Genomic DNA, 17462 nt, shown 5'->3' with positions numbered 1-17462 from the left:
CAAGACGTCCGATGCGTCAACAAGACTTCGATTAAAAACGCGTCACGATTTCGGAAAGGACCGGTCGCGGACGATCCTCGCTCGGCTTGGTTGGCGTGCCGATGTGGACGAGGCCGGCGAGCTTTTCGTCCGCCTTGAGGCCAAGGCCGTCCAGCACATCGCGATCGAAGGAGAACCAGCCGGTCAGCCAGCAGGCGCCGTAGCCGAGCGCGGTCGCGGCCGTGACGATGTTCATGACGCTGGCGCCTGCCGACAGTTCCTGCTCCCACGCCGGCACTTTCGGATGCGGCTTGGTGAGGCTGACGATGCCGATCACCAGCGGCGCATCGGTGAGGCGCTTGCGCTCGGTCTCGATGTCGGCTGTGGGGGCGCCGGGATTCTTCCGCGCAAAGACCTTGGCGATCACCTCGCCGGCGCGCTGGCGGGCATCGCCTTCGAAAATGATGAAGCGCCAGGGCGCGAGCTTGCCATGATCGGGCACCCGTGCGCCGATGGTCAAAATGGTATCGAGCTCGCCCGGCGAGGGGCCGGGTCCGGTCATCTCGCGCGGCTTGACCGAGCGGCGGGTCTTGAGGAGTTCGATGGCGTCGGGCACTGCAATTACCTCATCGGCTGGTCGTCGGGCGTGCAGTCCTCACATAGGAACGCACGCCCGCAACCGAAAGCGAGTTTAGATCGATTTCAGGGATCAGGCCGGCTCGCGCATCCGCCGGACATCCGGCGGGGTCGCCTCGTCGACCAGCGCGGCGATTGCCTCCGCGGTCGTCATCACCTTCTGCCCGTCGCTGCCAAGCCGGCGGACCGAGACCGAATGCGTTTCGGCCTCTTTCTTGCCGACCACGAGCAGCGCCGGAATCTTGGCCAGCGAATGCTCGCGGACCTTGTAGTTGATCTTCTCGTTGCGCAGGTCGATCTCGACCCGAAGCCCTGCGCGCCGCGCCTGCTCCAGCACCTGCTTGGCGTACTCGTCGCCTTCCGAGGTGATGGTCGTGACCACCGCCTGCACCGGCGAGAGCCAGAGCGGGAAGTTGCCGGCATAGTGCTCGATCAGGATGCCGATATAGCGCTCCATCGAGCCGCAGATCGCGCGGTGCACCATGACAGGCGGTTTCTTGCCGCCGTCATGGTCGATGTAGAACGCGCCGAATCGTTCCGGCAGGTTGAAGTCGACCTGCGTGGTGCCGCATTGCCAGTCGCGGCCGATGGCGTCGCGCAGCACGTACTCGAACTTCGGCCCGTAGAAGGCGCCTTCGCCGGGATTGATCTCGGTCTTGATGTGATTGTTCTGCGCCTGGATCTCGCGCAGCACGGTGGCCATCACGCGCTCGGCGTGATCCCACATCGCATCGGTGCCGACGCGTTTCTCCGGTCGCGTGGAGAGCTTCACCGTGAGTTCGCCGGTAAAGCCGAAATCGGCATAGGTCGACAGGATCAGATCGTTGATCTTCAGGCACTCTTCGGCGAGCTGGTTCTCGGTGCAGAAGACGTGCGCATCATCCTGGGTAAAGCCGCGCACGCGCATCAGGCCGTGCATGGCGCCGGACGGCTCGTAGCGATGCACCACGCCGAACTCGGCGAGGCGCAAGGGCAGGTCGCGGTAGCTTTTCAGCCCATGCTTGAAGATCTGGACGTGACCTGGGCAGTTCATCGGCTTGAGCGCAAACCAGCGCTTGTCCTCGGCCTCGTCGCCGGCCGATTGCGCCGCGAACATGTTCTCGCGATACCAGCCCCAATGGCCGGAGGTCTCCCACAACGACTTGTCGAGGATCTGCGGCGCGTTGACCTCGTTGTAGTCGCCGGTCAGGCGTCGCCGCATATAGGCGATCAGCTGCTGGAAGATGGTCCAGCCCTTCGGGTGCCAGAACACGACGCCCGGACCTTCCTCCTGGAAATGGAAGAGGTCGAGCTCGCGGCCGAGCTTGCGATGATCGCGCTTCTCGGCTTCCTCGATCTGCTTGAGGTAAGCGTCGAGGTCCTCCTGCTTGGCGAAGGCCGTGCCGTAAATACGGGTCAGCATCGGGTTGTTGGAATCGCCGCGCCAATAGGCGCCGGCCACCTTCATCAGCTTGAAGGCGTTGCCGACCTTGCCGGTCGAGGTCATGTGCGGGCCGCGGCAGAGATCGAACCAGTCGCCCTGGTAATAGATCTTGATCGGCTCGGTTCCGGGAATGGCATCGACCAGCTCGACCTTGAAGGTCTCGCCCTTGTCGCGAAACACCTGTTTTGTTTTTTCGCGATCCCAGACCTCTTTGGTGAAAGGCTTGTCGCGCGCGATGATCTCGCGCATCTTTTTTTCGATCGCGGCAAAATCTTCCGGCGTGAACGGCTCGTTGCGGAAGAAGTCGTAATAGAAGCCGTTCTCGATCACCGGGCCGATGGTCACTTGCGTGCCCGGCCACAGCGATTGCACGGCCTCCGCCAGCACGTGCGCACAGTCGTGGCGGATCAGCTCGAGCGCGCGCGGATCATCGCGGTTGACGAGTTCGATCTTCGCATCGGCGTCGATCGGATCGTTGAGGTCGGCGAGCTCGCCGTCGAGCGCCATCGCCACCGTGCGCTTGGCCAGCGACGGCGAGATGCCCTTGGCGATCTCCATGCCGGTCGTGCTCTTGGCGTATTCGCGCCGGGCGCCATCGGGGAAGGTGAGGGTGATTTTTTCCGGCGGGGTCACGGGTCTCAGATTGCTGAGGCTGTACTGGAAGCCGGATTCGGACTTGGGTTGTTCGGACTTGGGGTCCTTGGGCTGGTCGGTCATTGCTTTTCTCCTGAGGCTCACTCCTGCGAACGAGCGCAGGTAAGCGGGAACGAGCGATATATCAGGCGATTCGGCCTGTGCAATCCGGCAATTCCAAGAAAGTGGCGCGCAAAAGCCGGGGCGGTGCTCCAACTATTTCGAACGCCGCTCTTTAACTGCAGGTGCGTCTGTTCTACATGCACTTGCATGGAAAGTCCCCGCGCCGGCCGTTTCACGCCAACCGCCCTGATGCTTGGCAATCTCGTCACTGGTTGCTCGGTGCTGGCGCCTGCGGGGATGCTGCCGGAATTATCTGCGGGGCTCGGCATCAGCATCCATGCGGCCGGGCTGCTCATCACCTTCGGTGCAATCACGCTGTGCATCGGCTCGCCGTTGACGGCGTGGCTGACCAGCCGCATCGAACGGCGGGTCTTGCTCACGACCACGCTCGCGGTGCTCGCCCTTGGCAATCTCGCCTCGGCCTTTGCGCCCGACTATGCAAGCCTCCTCGTCATCCGCCTGGTGATGCTTGCCGTCGGCGCACTCTACACGCCGCAGGCTGCCGGCACGGCGGCGCTGATCGTGCCGGCGGAGCGGCGCGGTAGCACGATCGCCTATATCTTCCTCGGCTGGTCGTTAGCTGCCGCGGTCGGCCTTCCGCTGATCACTTTCATCGCCAGCCGCTACGGCTGGCGCGCCGCTTATGGCGAGATTGGCGCGCTCGGCTGCGTCAGCTTCCTGTTGCTGCTGGTGCGCCTGCCGGCCGGCTTGAAGGGCACGCCGGTTGACCTGAAAACCTGGAGCGAGGTCGGGCGCGACAGGACGATCCTGCTGCTGCTCGCGATCACGATGCTGCAGATGTCCGGACAGTTCGCAGTGTTCACCTTCATGGGCCCGCTGCTCAAGAAGCTGACCGAGGCGAGCCCGGATGCGATCGGCATAGTGTTCGGCATCTATGGGGTGTGCGGTTTTCTCGGCGTTGTGGTGGCGACCCGTATCGTCGACACATGGGGGCCATACCGAACCTCCTTGCTGTTCACGTGCCTGTTACTCGCGGGCATCACCGTGTGGGTGCTGAGCGCGGGCACGCTCGTGTTGATGGCGATCGCGGTGGCGATCTGGGGACTGGGCTTTGCCTCGACCAACTCGATGCAGCAGGTACGGCTGGTCGCGGCAGCGCCCCCGCTTGCGCCTGCAACCGTCGCGCTCAATACGTCAGTCCTCTATATCGGCCAGGCCATCGGCTCGGCCGTCGGAGGGCTGCTGTTTGCCCGCGATCTGCTGCACAGCACAGGTTTCGTGGCGGTCGGCTTTGTCGTGCTGGCGCTGGTCCTGGTGCTTGCGAGCCGTCCCCGGCCGGCCGTTGCCGCCCCGGGCTGAAGCAGGCATTTCCCCTGCAAGGCGCTTGGCAAACCGCGCGGGAGAGCGCTAGAAGGCCCGTCATGGGGACCAAAGAGAGTTGACTGAAATGAGGATGATTCTGGCGGTTGCCGCGGTGCTCTATTCAGCCTCCGCGTTTGCGCAGACCGACAAGCCACCGATGGTGGGGGACAAGCCGCTGGTGCAGGTCAAGCCCAAGGGGACCAAGACCGGCACCAAAGAGGCCGCCGCCAAGCCGGCTGCAGCACCCAAGGGCAAGCCGCAATCGATCGCGGCTCGGCTTCAGGCCTGTCTCGATACTGACGACGGCACCAAGGACCGGCTCAACTGCTACGACGCCATCATCCCGCCGACGCCCAAGCCGAAGCCGGCGAAGGCCAAGGGCTATGCCGATTGCCGGTTCTTCAAGGAAGAGGACGAGCGGCTGGCCTGCTTCAACGGCTTTGCCGAGAGCATTCCGAAGCTGCCCAAAACCTGAGATCAAGAGCTGAGGTTCGAGGGCCGGACGCCTGGTCGGCGATCCGGCTCAGCATCGCTCGTTCGCAAAGTTCAGACTAACGGCTTGGCGCGGAAGAGCTGGTGGCTGCAATGCGCGTCAGCGCCAGCGCCGGCGTCGCCGACATCTTCACCAGCACGTCCTTCAGCGGATATTGCGTCCACGCGCGGTTGACGTAGTCGCGGTGCGTAATGCCGTCGCCGGTTTCGACGAACACGACACTACCGGGACGCAAGGGTCCATCCATGTCCTCGGAAACACCGATGCCCTTCTGCCGCAACATGCTCATCAGCTCGCGGTCGCGCCGTGCGGTGTAGTGGGTGTAGGAGCTGACGAAGAAGCCCGAGCGGTGGCTCTCGATCCAGGATGCGAATTTGTCCATCTCGCCATAGACCGCATCGAGCAGCACGACGCCGCGGACGCGATCGCTGATGCCGCCGACCTCGAGGCTCCAGGCGGTCGGCAGGAAGCCGCCGCTATAGCCGACGATCACGATCGGCATGTTGGCGAAGGCCCGCGCGCTGTTGGGATCGCCGGTCAGCTGCGCGAGGTGGCTGGCTGACTCTTCCATGAAGCGCTTGAGGCCACCGGGCTGCCAGAATTTTCCAGCGCTGGAGTCTGCGGCATCGACAGCCATCTGCGGCGCGAGCAGCACGGCATTGGCGCCGGAATCGGTGATCTGCTGCGGCACCAGCTGGCGGTCGCGCACGTCGCGCTCGAGCGTTGCGCCATTGCCGTGGAAGAACACCACGATCACGCCAGGCTTGCGCACGTCGAAATGCTCGGGGACGTGCACCAGGACACGGCTGTCGTTGTAGGTCTCGTCCTGCCAGAACACGCGCCCCGAGTAGCTGCGGTGGCCGCGGCGGTCGCCCTTGGAGATGTTGAGAAAGGGCGCGTCGGACGCAGGGTTGTTGCCGAAATAAGGGAAGGCCGAGGACTTCATGCTGACGAGCGCCGTCAGGTCGTCACGCGCCGGGCGCTGGTAGGGGACCTGCGGCGCGAGCGAGGCGACCTTGTACGGTGCCTGCTCCGGCTGTTGCTGCACGGTGCGCTTGGGCGAGAAGTCCGACATCTGCCGTTGCAGGAAACTCTCGCTCGCCGAGGGGAAGCGCTCCCTGAACTGCGGGGCCGGGAAGCGATCCTCAAACGTGTCGCTGCTGGCGACTTGCGGATTGGTCTTGGGGACGGTCTGATTGACGACCGGGACATTGGCCTGCGAGTTCGCGGCGAGCGCCGCCGGATTGGGAGCTTGGCCGCATTGAACCAGCGTCAGCGACAACGGCACCAAGCCTGAGATCAGGGCGATCCGAAGCGCATGACCGCGCGCCCCGGACGCCTTGGTCCGGTCAGCGCGCATGTCTGCTCTCAATTTCGGAACGGCCCCGACCATCCACCCATGACCCCAAGTCACGACCCAAGTCACGTCCATCGGCAAACTTAAGACAATTGAGCCAACTGGCGTTTAGGCGACGTTAAGTGTCCGGAGAAACTTCCCCACATCCGGAACGATCAAAAAAGACCACGCAATCGTGTCGCGATTGTGGGAGCGCCGCGCGTATTTCCGCGGCCGACTACGGCTTTATTGCTCGGACGCGGGCAAGGAAGGTGGCTAATTACCTATTTCAATCGCCTCATTTAACCCTTGTTAACCCTGCTTGAATTGACTGGACCAATCTGCACGATGCCTCCGATGAGGCGCGACGCCTGAGGCTAAGGACCCAGATGACGGCATCAGATGCGGGAACCGCGCCCTGGACCGGGCGGCTGACCGGCGGCTCCGGGATCTCCGTTCTGGTCGCAACCGCGATCGTCGTTGCCGATATGATCGGGGTCGGCGTCTTCACGAGCCTCGGCTTCCAGGTCAAGGACATCCCCTCGGGCTTCTCGATCCTCGCGCTGTGGACGGTCGGCGGCATCGTCGCGCTGTGCGGCGTGTTCTCCTACAGCGAGCTGGGCGCGATGTTTCCCCGCTCGAGCGGGGAGTATAATTTCCTCGGCCGCGCCTATCATCCGGCCTTCGGCTTTCTCGCCGGCTGGGTTTCGGCGACGGTCGGCTTTGCCGCGCCCGTAGCCCTCGCTGCCATGGCTTTCGGCGAATACGCCAAGTCCGTCATGCCTGAGGTGCCGCCGATCCCGCTCGCGATCGGCGTGGTGTGGCTGGTCTCGATCGTGCAATTGGCCGGCGTCAGGCACTCCTCGACCTTCCAGCTGATCTCGACCATCCTCAAGGTCGTGCTGATCGTCGCTTTCCTCGTTGCAGGCTTCGTCGTCGGCACGCCGCAGCCGATCTCGTTTGCACCCCACGCCGGTGATTTCGCCCATATCGTGAGCGCGCCTTTCGCGATCGGGCTCGTCTTCGTGATGTACTCGTTCTCGGGCTGGAACGCCGCGACCTACATCATCGGCGAGATGAACACGCCGCAGCAGAGCCTGCCGCGCGCACTGCTCGCGGGCACGCTGATCGTGCTGGTGCTGTATGTCGCGCTCAACGCGGTGTTCCTGTACGCGACGCCAATCAGCGCGTTGGCCGGCCAGCTCGACGTCGCAAGCGTGGCCGGCAGCGCCATTTTCGGGGGCCTCGGCGGCCGTATCGTCGGCGCGATGATCTGCGTCGGCCTGATCTCCTCGATCAGCGCGATGATGTGGATCGGCCCGCGCGTGATGATGACGATGGGAGAGGACATCCCGGCGCTGCACGTGTTCTCGAAACGATCGGTGAGGGGTGCGCCGGCCTATGCCATCCTGTTTCAGCTCGCGGTCGCCAATCTGCTGCTGTTCACGCGCAGCTTCGAGGCGGTGCTCGACTTCATCCAGTTCTCGCTGCTGTTCTGCTCGTTCTTCACGGTTGCCGGCGTCATCAAGCTGCGCATCACCGATCCCGACCTGCCGCGGCCCTATCGCGCCTGGGGGTACCCATTCACGCCGCTCATTTTCCTGATCGTGACCGCATCCATGATGTACTACCTCTTGACCGAGCGGCCGGTGCAGTCGCTGTCGGGGATGCTCGTCATGCTCTCGGGCCTGTTGATTTATGCAGTTTTCCGCAGGCGGCCGGTCGCCGCTGCCACGTCACACAATCGCGAATAGATATGTTTCGACCCATGAGAATTGCGGCCGTCGCTCTTGCCCTTATGGCTGCGGCCATCTCGTCCACGCGCGCGGCCGAGGTTACCTTCGACGACACTGCGCGCTTCCTCGCAGGCATGCAGCCTTCAGCGGACTCGCCGCTGGTGGCGCTCACCAGGGACCCGTCCTGGCAGCATCACGCCAAATTCTTCGACAGCGCCTTCGCCCAGCTCGAGCAGCGGCAGTTGTCGAAGATCCGGAACTGGTCGGACGTCAATCTCGCCGCGCCGCGGCCGACCATGTTCTACTTTTTCAGCGGCCCGGATTTCCTCTACGCCAACGCCTTTTATTCCAAGGCCAGCACCTACGTGCTGGGCGCGCTGGAGCCCGTCGGCGCGGTGCCGGATCTGACCAGGCTGCCGCGCGGCTCGGTCAATGCCGCACTCTACAATGTCGAGCGCTCGCTCGGCTCGATCCTGAGCTTCTCCTTCTTCATTACCAAGCAGATGAAGGTCGACCTGCACGCCAACCAGGTCAACGGCACCTTGCCGATCCTCTACGTATTCCTGGCGCGCTCCGGCAAAACCATCCGCAACGTCGAGACGGTCGCACTCGACGACAAGGGCGGGGCGCACACGGGCAATGACAATCCTGGGCCGAATGCCACACGCGGGGTCCGCATCACCTTTGCAAGTGCCGACGGCGAGGCGCGCACGCTGTATTATTTCTCGACTGATCTCTCCAATTCCGGCGCGCGCGCAGCCGGCTTCCTGAAATTCTGCGAGACGCTCGGGCCCGGCAACAGCCTGCTCAAGAGCGCGTCCTATCTCTTGCACGGGGGCAACTTCACCGTCGCCCGCGATTGGCTGCTCGCCAACAGCGCGACCATCATCCAGGATGATTCCGGCATTCCGGTCGCCAACTACAATTCGCGGCAATGGCGCTTCTTCCCGTTCGGCCGCTATCTCGGGCCGATCGGCGAATTCCCCGGTCGTTACCAGGAGCGTTACGCCGAGCTGTTCACGCGCGCCCAGCCAATCGATTTCGGCGTCGGCTATCGCTGGCGGATGCATGAGTCGAACTTGCTGCTGTCGGTGAAAATGGCGGCGAGCGAAGCCGCGCCGGCCGCGGAGACGACTTCGTCCGCCGAGCCGCCGCCCAAGCCGCGACCGAAGCGGCCGCGTCCGCCCGAGCCGGTCCCACCGCCCGGGCGATTCTTCTGGTTCCGCTAGTCTAGCTACCAGTGCACGCTCTGGCTCGGCACGATGAATGCCGTCGTGCTTTGCGGCGTCGCAAGGCTTGTTGCCAGATACCAGCCGGATCCGACGACGAGCACGAGCAGAGCAATGATCGCGAGCACGTCGATGGTTCTGGGATCGTGATCCCTCGGATTGAATCCGGGATGCGGGCCTGGCCTGAAGCGAAAATGAGGGCTGATTTTCCAGCGCATTGTTGTTTCCTCCCTGGGGGAGCATCACAACAACGCGAGGGGAAAGTTCCGGTTCCGGTCAGGGCAGTAATGCGCAAAGCACCGCAGCATGCTTACGGGGCGTTCACTCCGCGCCAGCGGCCGTACCGCCAGGGCAGGTACCAGCGCGCACTCTTCGGCACGGCGAGGGGCACGTTGTCGATACCCGACGTGCCGAAGGGATTGCAGCGCAACAGGCGCGCGAGTGTCATCCAGCCTCCGGCCCAAAGTCCGAACCTCTCGATTGCCTCGTCGCCGTACAGGGAGCAGGTCGGCAGGTGTCGGCAGTTGTAGCCGACCAGCGGCGACAGCGTGTGTCGATAGAGCCAGATCAGCGCGCGACCGAATCTGCGCGGCAGCCGCAGCGCTTCAGTAACAGGAGTGGAGCAGTGCTCGCAGGCTGAGTGCTTCATGTGCGCTGTGTCGCCATCGTGAGCGCCCGGTTGCGCAGTTCCAGCGCAGGGAACAGCAAGTTGTTGTGTCCACGCCATAGTTTGCCTGCTTTCTGGGAGCAGTGCAGCAAGTACCTATGGACGATCTGTATTCCCCCGGATACCATTTTGGTGAAGTTCATGTGAGATTCATTGGAACGTCGAAACGGGGTTTGCCTGATTGCTTTTGGGGCTTGGGGAAGGAACGAGTTTGAAAGTTCTGAAGTCGCTCAACCTTCGCGGCTGGTTGCTTGTGGGAACCGCCGCTTGTGGTGTTGTGTTGGCGGGCGCCGTCGCGGCCTTTGGCTCGTCGGCCAGCGCTGGCGTCTCGCTCGAAGAGCGCAAGCTGCCGATGAAGTTTGGCTGGGTCGCCTGCGAGCCCAATTGCCGCGGCTGGGTCAGCGCGGTCGGCATCATTACTGCTGATACCCCGAAGGACTTTGATGACTTCGCCCGTGGACGCCAGCTCGGCGGCGCCACCGTTGTGCTCGACTCCAGCGGCGGTTCCGTCAACGACGCGATCTCGCTCGGCCGCCGCTTCCGCAATCTCGGCCTTCTCACCACCGTCGGCATCACGCAGCAGGGCGGCGGCGGGCAGGGTGCCCGTCCGGCGGTCGCCTCGGAAGCCTATTGCGAATCCATGTGCGTGTTCCTGCTGCTGGCCGGCAAGAAGCGCTACGTGCCGGAAGCGGCCCATGTCCGCGTCCATCAGATTTGGATGGGCGACCGGGCCGATGATGCCAAGGCCGCGAGCTACAGCGCGCAGGATTTGATGATCGTGGAACGCGACATCGGCCGGCTCGCCAAATACACCTTTGACATGGGCGGGGCGGGGGACCTGCTGTCCCTCGCGCTCAACGTGCCGCCGTGGGAAGATTTGCACGAGCTGGACACAGCCGAGCTGAAGCTCACCAATCTCGTGACGACCAATCTGGTGGCCGACGTGCTGCCGCATGTGGATATCTCGGCGCCTGCGGTGGCCGAGCTTACGCCGAAGACGCAGGCAAGGTTCGGCGAGGAACCGGAGCCGCAGCAGGCTGCCAAGTCGACCAAGACGGCGGAAGCCGTGGTGCCCACCGGTGGCGCGGTGACAGCACCGGCGGCGCCGTCGCAGAAGTAAGAGCCCCAGTCTGGTCTCAGCCCTGCGCGGTGGCCGGCTGCATTGCCTTGGCCTCGATCTGGCCGATCGCATCGACCACAGCATCGAAGGTCAGCAGCGTCGAGGCGTGACGCGCCTTGTAGTCGCGGACCGGCTCGAGGAATTTGATTTCCTCCCATTTGCCTTCGGGAGGCGAGCCATTCTCTTTCAGCATCTTGCGAACGGTTTCGCGTAACTCACGGAGTTCGCTCGCGGTCGAGCCGACCACGTGACTTGCCATGATGGATGAAGAGGCCTGTCCCAGCGCGCAGGCCTTCACGTCATGCGCGAAGTCGGTGACGGTGTCACCCTCCATCTTGAGGTCGATCTTGACGGTTGAGCCGCACAGCTTGGAATGGGCCGTGGCGGTGGCATCGGGGTCCGACAACCGCCCGAGGCGCGGAATATTTCCGGCCAGCTCGATGATCCGCTTGTTATAGATGTCGTTCAGCATGTGATGGAGTCCAACACTGACCTGCCGGATCGGCCTTGGCGGGCGCGGTCCACGGCCCTATATAGGGGCGGAACTGGCGGAAAAACAGTCCGGCGGTGCGTCGGCGATGATCCAGATCCGGCGTTATTGCCAAGAAACCTCTTTCGCCAAATACTGTTCTCTCCAGGCGTCCGGCGGCTTGTCCGCCCCGTCTGCCGGTGACACTCCGGCCGCAAGGCCGTCGAACGGAGTAGACATGGACGCTACAATCAAATCCATCCGCCCGAACAAGCCCTCTGACAAGCAGCTCGAGAGCCGCCCGGCGGAGCTCGATCCTGCCGAATTCCTTGCGGCCGCCGTCCGCGCCGACCAGCCGCGTCCCGCGCGTGCCGAGGCGGAAGCCGCGGTGAAGACGCTGCTCGCCTATATCGGCGAGAACACCGGGCGCGAGGGCCTGCTCGACACGCCGCGCCGCGTCGTCGAGGCGTTCGACGAGCTCTATCAGGGCTACCACCAGTGCCCGGCCGAGGTGCTCGACCGCACCTTCGGCGAGACCGCCGGTTATGACGACTTCGTGCTGGTGCGTGATATCGAGTTCACCTCGCAATGCGAGCATCACATGATGCCGTTCTACGGCAAGGCGCACATCGCCTATACGCCGGTGGAACGCGTCGTCGGCCTGTCGAAGCTCGCGCGCCTCACCGACATCTTCGCCCGCCGGCTCCAGACCCAGGAGCATCTGACGGCGCAGATCGCAGCCGCGATCGACGAGATCCTGAAGCCGCGTGGCGTTGCTGTCCTGATCGAGGCCGAGCATACCTGCATGTCGGTGCGCGGCGTCGCCAAGCATGGCGCCTCGACCTTCACCAGCCGCTATACGGGCATGTTCCGCGACAACCCGGCGGAGCAGGCCCGCTTCCTGTCCATGGTGCGAGGCATGACGCGCTGACCTCGCGGATAACTGGCGAGGTTTGTCGTGTCCGCTCACTCCCGCGAGATCGAGGAAGGCCTGTCCTTCCTCCCCAAGTTCGATGCCGCCGGCCTCGTGACCTGCGTGGCGACGGACGTCACCACCGGTGACGTGCTGATGGTCGCCCATATGAATGACGAGGCGCTGCGCAAGACCATTGCCACTGGCGAAGCCTGGTACTTCAGCCGCTCGCGCAATGCCTTGTGGCGAAAAGGTGAGACCTCAGGTCAGACCCAGCGCGTGGTCGAGATCCGCACCGATTGCGACCAGGACGCCGTCTGGCTTCGCGTCGAGCAGATCGGCGCGGCGTGCCATACCGGGCGCAGGTCCTGCTTCTATCGCAAGGTCGAGGCCGAGGGCGGCGGTGCAAAGCTCGTCTTCGTCGACGCTGACAGGCTGTTCGATCCGAACGCAGTCTACAAGAAATAGCGAGCTGTGATTCCGGGGCGCGCGAAGCGCGAGCCCGGAATCCGTTCTACGGCATCACGCGCGGTTAGATGGATTCCGGGCTCATCGCTACGCGATGCCCCGGAATGGCTCGGGGACGGGCAGCCCCCCGAATTAACCCCGCATTAACCATAACTGTCCCACGGTGTGGCGATCAGGCGTCCGAACTGCCGGCGCCGCTCAAACGCCGCACGGGCCCGTCACGCCATCATGTCGGTCGACAATTCCAGTGCCTCGCAGACGGCCGCATCCGACTCATCGCGGCGCGTTGCGGGCGCGATCAAGCAGGCTTCGAACCAGACCGGCGTCAGCTTCGAATACATGCTGACCACCGCCAAGATGGAATCGGATTTCGATCCGTCGGCCGGTGCCACCACCTCGTCCGCCCACGGTCTCTATCAGTTCATCGACCAGACCTGGCTCGGCACTGTGAAAGAGGCGGGTCCGCAGCTCGGCTATGGCAACTATGCCGACGCCATCAGCAAGACCTCGTCCGGCACTTACACCGTCGACGATCCCTTCATGAAGCGCACGATCATGAAGCTGCGCGACGATCCCGAGGCCGCTTCCAGCATGGCGGCGGCGTTGACGCAGTCCAACAGCTTCAAGCTCACCGGTCTGCTCGGCCGCAGGCCGTCCGACAGTGAGCTCTATATGGCGCACTTCATGGGCGCCGGCGGCGCGGCGAAACTGATCGCCAATGCCGAGGACAACCCGCAAGCGGTCGGTGCGCGGCTGTTTCCCAATGCGGCATCCGCCAACCGGTCGATCTTCTACGCCAAGGATGGCCGCGCGCGCAGCGTCTCCGAAGTCTATTCGGTGCTGAACGCGCGCTATGCGAGCGCCTCGAATGCGAAATCCACGCGCAGCGCGATGGCGATGTATGGTGACACGCCGTCGACCACGCAGGTCGCCGCCGCCAACGGCGTGCAGACCACCGTGCCAATGGTCAATGGGGCCGCCTATCTCCAGACCTTTCCGGATGCGCGTGGTGTGACGCCGGTGAGCGCGACATCGTCGGCGACGGTCGCCGACAACACGCCGATCACGCCGGCATTCCGTTCGATCTATCAGCCCGGCGATGCGACGCAGCCAGTCTCGACGACGGTGCAGAAATTGTGGGGCAACAACGCCTCGCTCACTTCGGTCGCGTCGACAACGCCCGACGTGCGGCCGCCGCAGCCGCTTGATCTGTTCAGCGATCGCAGCGGCACGTTCTCGAGCTAGCGCGCTATCGCGCCCTTGGGCTGCTTCCAGCCCTTAACAAATCATCAATAAAACCAGCCAGTTATGGTGAACGCTTTGTTAAGCGTCGTGGTTTATTTTGTGTTGCAGGTGACAGGCCGTCACCGTTTTCTTTTTTTCGTTGCGTAAGCCGGAAGCACCATGATTGTTCGGCAGTTCATTAATTGGATCAGGACCGCGCCCGCCGGTGAGCGGGCGGAGGCAACGCGGGCGTTGGCCCGGGCCTGGCTGATCTCGGATCTTTCTCACGACGACCGTGTCGCCGCCGAGGGCGCGCTGCTGATGCTGCTCGACGATCCCTCGCCCCTGGTGCGGCAGGCGATGGCCGAGGCGTTTGCGCGCAGCACGGATGCGCCGGCGTCGATCGTGCGGGCGCTGTCGGCGGACCAGCCGACCGTGGCGCTGCCCGTACTCGAATATTCGCCGCTGCTGATCGATGCCGATCTCGTCGACATCGTCGCGACCGGCAACGACGAGGTGCAATGTGCGGTCGCCCGCCGCATCGCGCTGCCGGTCTCGGTCTGCGCCGCCATTGCCGAGGTCGGCTGCGCGGCCGCCGCACTGGAGTTGATCGAAAATCCCCACGCCGAGCTGGCACCGTTCTCGTGGAACCGCATCGTCGAGCGTCACGGCCATCTCGCCGCGATCCGCGAGGCGATGCTGGTGCTGGACGACATTCCTGCCGCAACGCGCGCGGCACTGGTGGCAAAGCTTTCCGAGACGCTGGCACAGTTCGTGGTGGCGCGGAATTGGCTGAGCGCCGACCGTGCCGAACGCATGACGACCGAGGCGCGAGATCGGTCCACCATGAACATTGCGGCGCGCTCGCGCGGCGACGACATGCAGGGCCTGGTGAAGCATCTGCGGATCACCGGCCAGCTCACCGCGGGCCTGATCCTGCGCGCGCTGCTGTCGAGCAATCTCGAGCTCTTTGATGCGGCACTTGCCGAATTGGCCGATCTGCCGCTCGCGCGCGTCTCCGCGCTGCTGCACGACCGTGGCGGCAACAGCCTGCACGCGCTGCTTCGTCGCGCAGGCTTACCCGAGGCGACGTTCGCAGCGTTCCAGGTCGCGCTTGATGCCTGCCACGAGCAGGGCTTTGTCGACACCGACGACACCGCGGCGCGCTTGCGCCGGCGCATGGTCGAGCGTGTGCTCACCCATTGCGAGGCCGACCGCGGCGCCACCGAGCCGCTGATGGTCCTGTTGCGCCGCTTCGCCACCGAATCCGCGCGCGAAGAGGCGAGGTTGTTCTGCGACGAGCTGGTTGCGGAAGACACGATCGATCCGGTGTACGACGACCTGATCGCAGCGTAGTTCAAGCCGGACCCGCAAACTTCGTCATTGCGAGCGCAGCGAAGCAATCCAGAGTCTTTCCGCGGAGGAATTCTGGATTGCTTCGCTGCGCTCGCAATGACGAGAGGAGAGAGCGGAGTCGTTACTCCGCCGGCGCGATGCTCGGCGCCAGGATCACTTCGAGATGCTCGGGGCGGTCGCGGTTGACGTCGGCGAGATAGTCGTCGGCGACCTTGCGCAGACGGCGGCTGAGCTCGGCGGAGATGCTGATGCTGTCGAGCTTGGTGTTCTCGTGCACGATGGCGAGGATCGCGTTGATGTGGTGCGTGAACAGTTCGGCCGGCACCTTCTCGAGATCCGGCGCGTGCTCGATGACGCGGCACAGGCTCTCGGCAACTCCCGCCGCGGCCGGAAAGCCGAACGTGGCGGCGTCGCCCTTGATGTCGTGCGCGGCGTGGAACAGCTCGTCGCGCCGCGCCTTGGTGAAGCCGTCGTTGCCGATGGCGACGTAGGCAGACGACAGCCGGTTGACCTCGGTCGTCATCCAGCTCTTGAACTCGCCGGACAGATCGGCCAGCGCCTGCTCGGCGCGTCCGATCGGATCGTCCAGGTCCTTTTCCTCGACCCGGCGCAGAACCTTACGCAGCGGATTGGGCTGCGTGATGATTTGATGCGTGGCGAAGGCCGTGACCTCGATGTCCTTTGCGCTGTTCTTCGCCATGATGCCTGCCTCGTCGGGTGGGACCCTGCGCTAGATGGAGGAGCGGGCCTTGTCGAGCAGCGAGGGCTGCTGGAGCACCTCGTGCTTTTCGCCGACGCGGCGCTCCGGGCCCATATAGGCGGAGTTGGTGTTGCGGCGCCGGTCAGGGCCGAAATAGGTCTTGGTCTTGATGAAAGGCCGGGGACTGGCGACCACGTTGAGAATGCGCTGGTAGAGGCCCTTGGCCGAGATCGGCTTGGCCAGGAATTCGGTGACGCCGGCATCGCGCGCGACCGTGACGCGGCGCTTCTCGGAATGGCCAGTCAGCATGATGATCGGCGCGTAGGGGTTGCCCTTGGATTCAGGCTGCCGGATCATCTGCGCGAGCTCGAGCCCGTCGAAGATCGGCATCGCCCAGTCGGTGATGACGATGTCGGGCACGTAGTGACTGTACATTTCGAGCGCCGTGGCGCCGTCCTCGGCCTCATAGACCTCGCGCGCGCCGAACGAATGCAGCAGCGTCCGCAGGATGCGGCGCATGTGCGGATTATCGTCGCAGACGAGAAAGCGCAGCTTGTTGAAGTCGATGCGAAACATGACGCCTGGGCCAAAGCGGTCAACCTTCGTTAACCATATCGTGCCGAGGGTTAACGAAGCGTTGCGAACAGGCGGGCGGCGGGGGGCGGAGCAGGCAGGTCAGTAGCCGAACTGCTCGCGCAGGATCCGTTCCTCCAGGCTGTGGCCGGGATCGAACAGCATGCGCATCGAGATGGTCTTGTCGGACAGGATCTCGACGCGCCGGACCCTGCGTACCTCCTCATGGTCGGCAACGGCCGCGACGGGCCGCTTGTCGTCTTCCAGCACCTCGATCACGACGTAGGCCGTGTTGGGCAGCAGTGCGCCGCGCCAGCGCCGCGGCCGGAAAGCGCTGATCGGTGTCAGCGCCAGCAGCGCGGCGTTTATCGGCAGGATCGGCCCCTGTGCGGAGAGATTATAGGCGGTCGAGCCTGCCGGCGTCGCCACAATGATGCCGTCGGCGATCAGCTCGGGCATGCGCTCGCGCTCGTCGATCAGGATACGCAGGCGCGCCGCCTGGTAGGTCTGGCGGAACAGATAGACCTCATTGATGGCGTGATGCAGGTGGACGCGGTCATGGGTGTCGGTCGCGCGCATCAGCAGCGGGTTGATCCCGGATTCATGCGCGGCCTGGAGACGGGCGCGGAGGTCGTGCGTCGAGTATTCGTTCATCAGGAAGCCGACCGTGCCGCGGTGCATGCCGTAGATCGGCTTTCCCGAGCGCATGTGGCGGTGCAGCGTCTGGAGCATCAGCCCGTCGCCGCCGAGCGCGACCACGACGTCGGCCTCGCTCGGATCGCAATTGCCATATTGCGTGGTGAGCTGGTGGAAGGCGGCCTCTGCCTCGCTGCTCGGGCTGGCGACGAAGGCGATCCGGTCGTATCGCGATGGCTTGGTCATGGCTTCCAGGCAGGTGTTGCTGGCTCGAGAAAGTTCCGCCGAGGTCGTCTATACGACCTGGGCCTCCATTGTCGAGGACGACCGCCCGGAAGGCAAACGCGCCCAGCGGGGAGGGCAAAAGCCAAGCGGATCGGCCCGGAAAGCCCTACCTGGGCCTCCAATTCCCCAAACCGTCGCAA

General features: G+C 64.2%; 18 protein-coding genes. 9 read left to right on the top strand and 9 right to left on the bottom strand.

The window, feature by feature from the left end:
* Nucleotides 1–31 precede the first annotated feature (31 nt).
* Both ABID59_RS14415 and thrS read right to left on the bottom strand, forming a co-directional pair.
* On the bottom strand, nt 32–595 hold the full coding sequence (locus tag ABID59_RS14415; protein WP_354037272.1) for a nitroreductase family protein: 564 nt from the start codon (nt 593–595) through the stop codon (nt 32–34).
* Nucleotides 596–688: 93 nt separating this feature from the next.
* Complete coding sequence (gene thrS, locus ABID59_RS14410) at nt 689–2755, bottom strand: threonine--tRNA ligase (protein ID WP_187434718.1); 2067 nt, start codon at nt 2753–2755, stop codon at nt 689–691.
* A 186-nt stretch (nt 2756–2941) separates the two neighbouring features.
* On the opposite strand from thrS, the gene ABID59_RS14405 reads away from it, so the two are divergent.
* Together ABID59_RS14405 and ABID59_RS14400 are read left to right on the top strand one after the other, a co-directional pair.
* Nucleotides 2942–4114, top strand: a complete 1173-nt coding sequence (locus ABID59_RS14405) for an MFS transporter (protein WP_354083800.1) — start codon at nt 2942–2944, stop codon at nt 4112–4114.
* Nucleotides 4115–4202: 88 nt separating this feature from the next.
* Nucleotides 4203–4592 carry a hypothetical protein gene (locus ABID59_RS14400; protein ID WP_354083799.1) on the top strand — a complete coding sequence of 130 codons (390 nt, stop codon included), beginning with the start codon at nt 4203–4205 and terminating at the stop codon, nt 4590–4592.
* Between the two features lie 76 nt (nt 4593–4668).
* On the opposite strand, the gene ABID59_RS14395 is transcribed toward ABID59_RS14400, so the two are convergent.
* The gene (locus ABID59_RS14395; protein ID WP_354083798.1) at nt 4669–5970 is read right to left on the bottom strand and encodes an alpha/beta hydrolase; all 1302 of its coding nucleotides are present in this window, start codon (nt 5968–5970) and stop codon (nt 4669–4671) included.
* Between the two features lie 365 nt (nt 5971–6335).
* On the opposite strand from ABID59_RS14395, the gene ABID59_RS14390 reads away from it, so the two are divergent.
* The gene (locus tag ABID59_RS14390) at nt 6336–7700 is read left to right on the top strand and encodes an APC family permease (protein WP_354083797.1); all 1365 of its coding nucleotides are present in this window, start codon (nt 6336–6338) and stop codon (nt 7698–7700) included.
* 14 nt (nt 7701–7714) lie between these two features.
* Entirely contained in the window at nt 7715–8911 is a 1197-nt protein-coding gene (locus ABID59_RS14385; RefSeq protein ID WP_354083796.1) for a hypothetical protein, read from the top strand.
* A 5-nt stretch (nt 8912–8916) separates the two neighbouring features.
* Here the strand turns inward: ABID59_RS14385 and ABID59_RS14380 are convergent, their stop codons facing one another.
* Both ABID59_RS14380 and yidD read right to left on the bottom strand, forming a co-directional pair.
* The gene (locus ABID59_RS14380) at nt 8917–9129 is read right to left on the bottom strand and encodes a hypothetical protein (RefSeq protein ID WP_148750158.1); all 213 of its coding nucleotides are present in this window, start codon (nt 9127–9129) and stop codon (nt 8917–8919) included.
* A gap of 92 nt (nt 9130–9221) precedes the next feature.
* Complete coding sequence (yidD, locus tag ABID59_RS14375; protein ID WP_354037263.1) at nt 9222–9560, bottom strand: membrane protein insertion efficiency factor YidD; 339 nt, start codon at nt 9558–9560, stop codon at nt 9222–9224.
* A 229-nt stretch (nt 9561–9789) separates the two neighbouring features.
* Here yidD and ABID59_RS14370 point away from each other — a divergent pair, with 229 nt between their 5' ends.
* Nucleotides 9790–10698, top strand: a complete 909-nt coding sequence (locus tag ABID59_RS14370) for a COG3904 family protein (protein ID WP_187434720.1) — start codon at nt 9790–9792, stop codon at nt 10696–10698.
* Nucleotides 10699–10714: 16 nt separating this feature from the next.
* Here ABID59_RS14370 and ABID59_RS14365 read toward each other — a convergent pair whose 3' ends face one another.
* Nucleotides 10715–11170, bottom strand: a complete 456-nt coding sequence (locus tag ABID59_RS14365) for an iron-sulfur cluster assembly scaffold protein (RefSeq protein WP_148750161.1) — start codon at nt 11168–11170, stop codon at nt 10715–10717.
* Nucleotides 11171–11405: 235 nt separating this feature from the next.
* Here ABID59_RS14365 and folE point away from each other — a divergent pair, with 235 nt between their 5' ends.
* The 4 genes from folE to ABID59_RS14345 all read left to right on the top strand — a co-directional run bounded on the left by folE (nt 11406) and on the right by ABID59_RS14345 (nt 15128).
* Nucleotides 11406–12098: a GTP cyclohydrolase I FolE gene (gene folE, locus ABID59_RS14360; protein ID WP_354083795.1), complete on the top strand. Its 693-nt coding sequence runs from the start codon at nt 11406–11408 to the stop codon at nt 12096–12098.
* Nucleotides 12099–12125: 27 nt separating this feature from the next.
* Nucleotides 12126–12548 (top strand): phosphoribosyl-AMP cyclohydrolase, encoded by a 423-nt coding sequence (gene hisI / locus ABID59_RS14355; protein WP_354037259.1) that lies wholly within the window; start codon nt 12126–12128, stop codon nt 12546–12548.
* Nucleotides 12549–12776: 228 nt separating this feature from the next.
* On the top strand, nt 12777–13793 hold the full coding sequence (locus tag ABID59_RS14350; protein ID WP_354083794.1) for a lytic transglycosylase domain-containing protein: 1017 nt from the start codon (nt 12777–12779) through the stop codon (nt 13791–13793).
* Between the two features lie 159 nt (nt 13794–13952).
* Nucleotides 13953–15128, top strand: a complete 1176-nt coding sequence (locus tag ABID59_RS14345) for a DUF2336 domain-containing protein (RefSeq protein WP_354083793.1) — start codon at nt 13953–13955, stop codon at nt 15126–15128.
* Between the two features lie 121 nt (nt 15129–15249).
* Here ABID59_RS14345 and ABID59_RS14340 read toward each other — a convergent pair whose 3' ends face one another.
* The 3 genes from ABID59_RS14340 to ABID59_RS14330 all read right to left on the bottom strand — a co-directional run bounded on the left by ABID59_RS14340 (nt 15250) and on the right by ABID59_RS14330 (nt 17283).
* Nucleotides 15250–15828: an Hpt domain-containing protein gene (locus tag ABID59_RS14340; RefSeq protein WP_354083792.1), complete on the bottom strand. Its 579-nt coding sequence runs from the start codon at nt 15826–15828 to the stop codon at nt 15250–15252.
* 30 nt (nt 15829–15858) lie between these two features.
* Nucleotides 15859–16404 (bottom strand): response regulator, encoded by a 546-nt coding sequence (locus tag ABID59_RS14335; protein WP_008133731.1) that lies wholly within the window; start codon nt 16402–16404, stop codon nt 15859–15861.
* 99 nt (nt 16405–16503) lie between these two features.
* The gene (locus ABID59_RS14330; RefSeq protein ID WP_148750172.1) at nt 16504–17283 is read right to left on the bottom strand and encodes an NAD kinase; all 780 of its coding nucleotides are present in this window, start codon (nt 17281–17283) and stop codon (nt 16504–16506) included.
* Between the last annotated feature and the right edge of the window lie 179 nt (nt 17284–17462).

The organism is Bradyrhizobium sp. S3.3.6, assembly GCF_040546905.1.
Classification (GTDB): Bacteria; Pseudomonadota; Alphaproteobacteria; order Rhizobiales; family Xanthobacteraceae; genus Bradyrhizobium; species Bradyrhizobium cytisi.
Note: the sequence above shows the minus strand (reverse complement) of the source record. Positions and strands in the feature narration are given on the sequence as shown.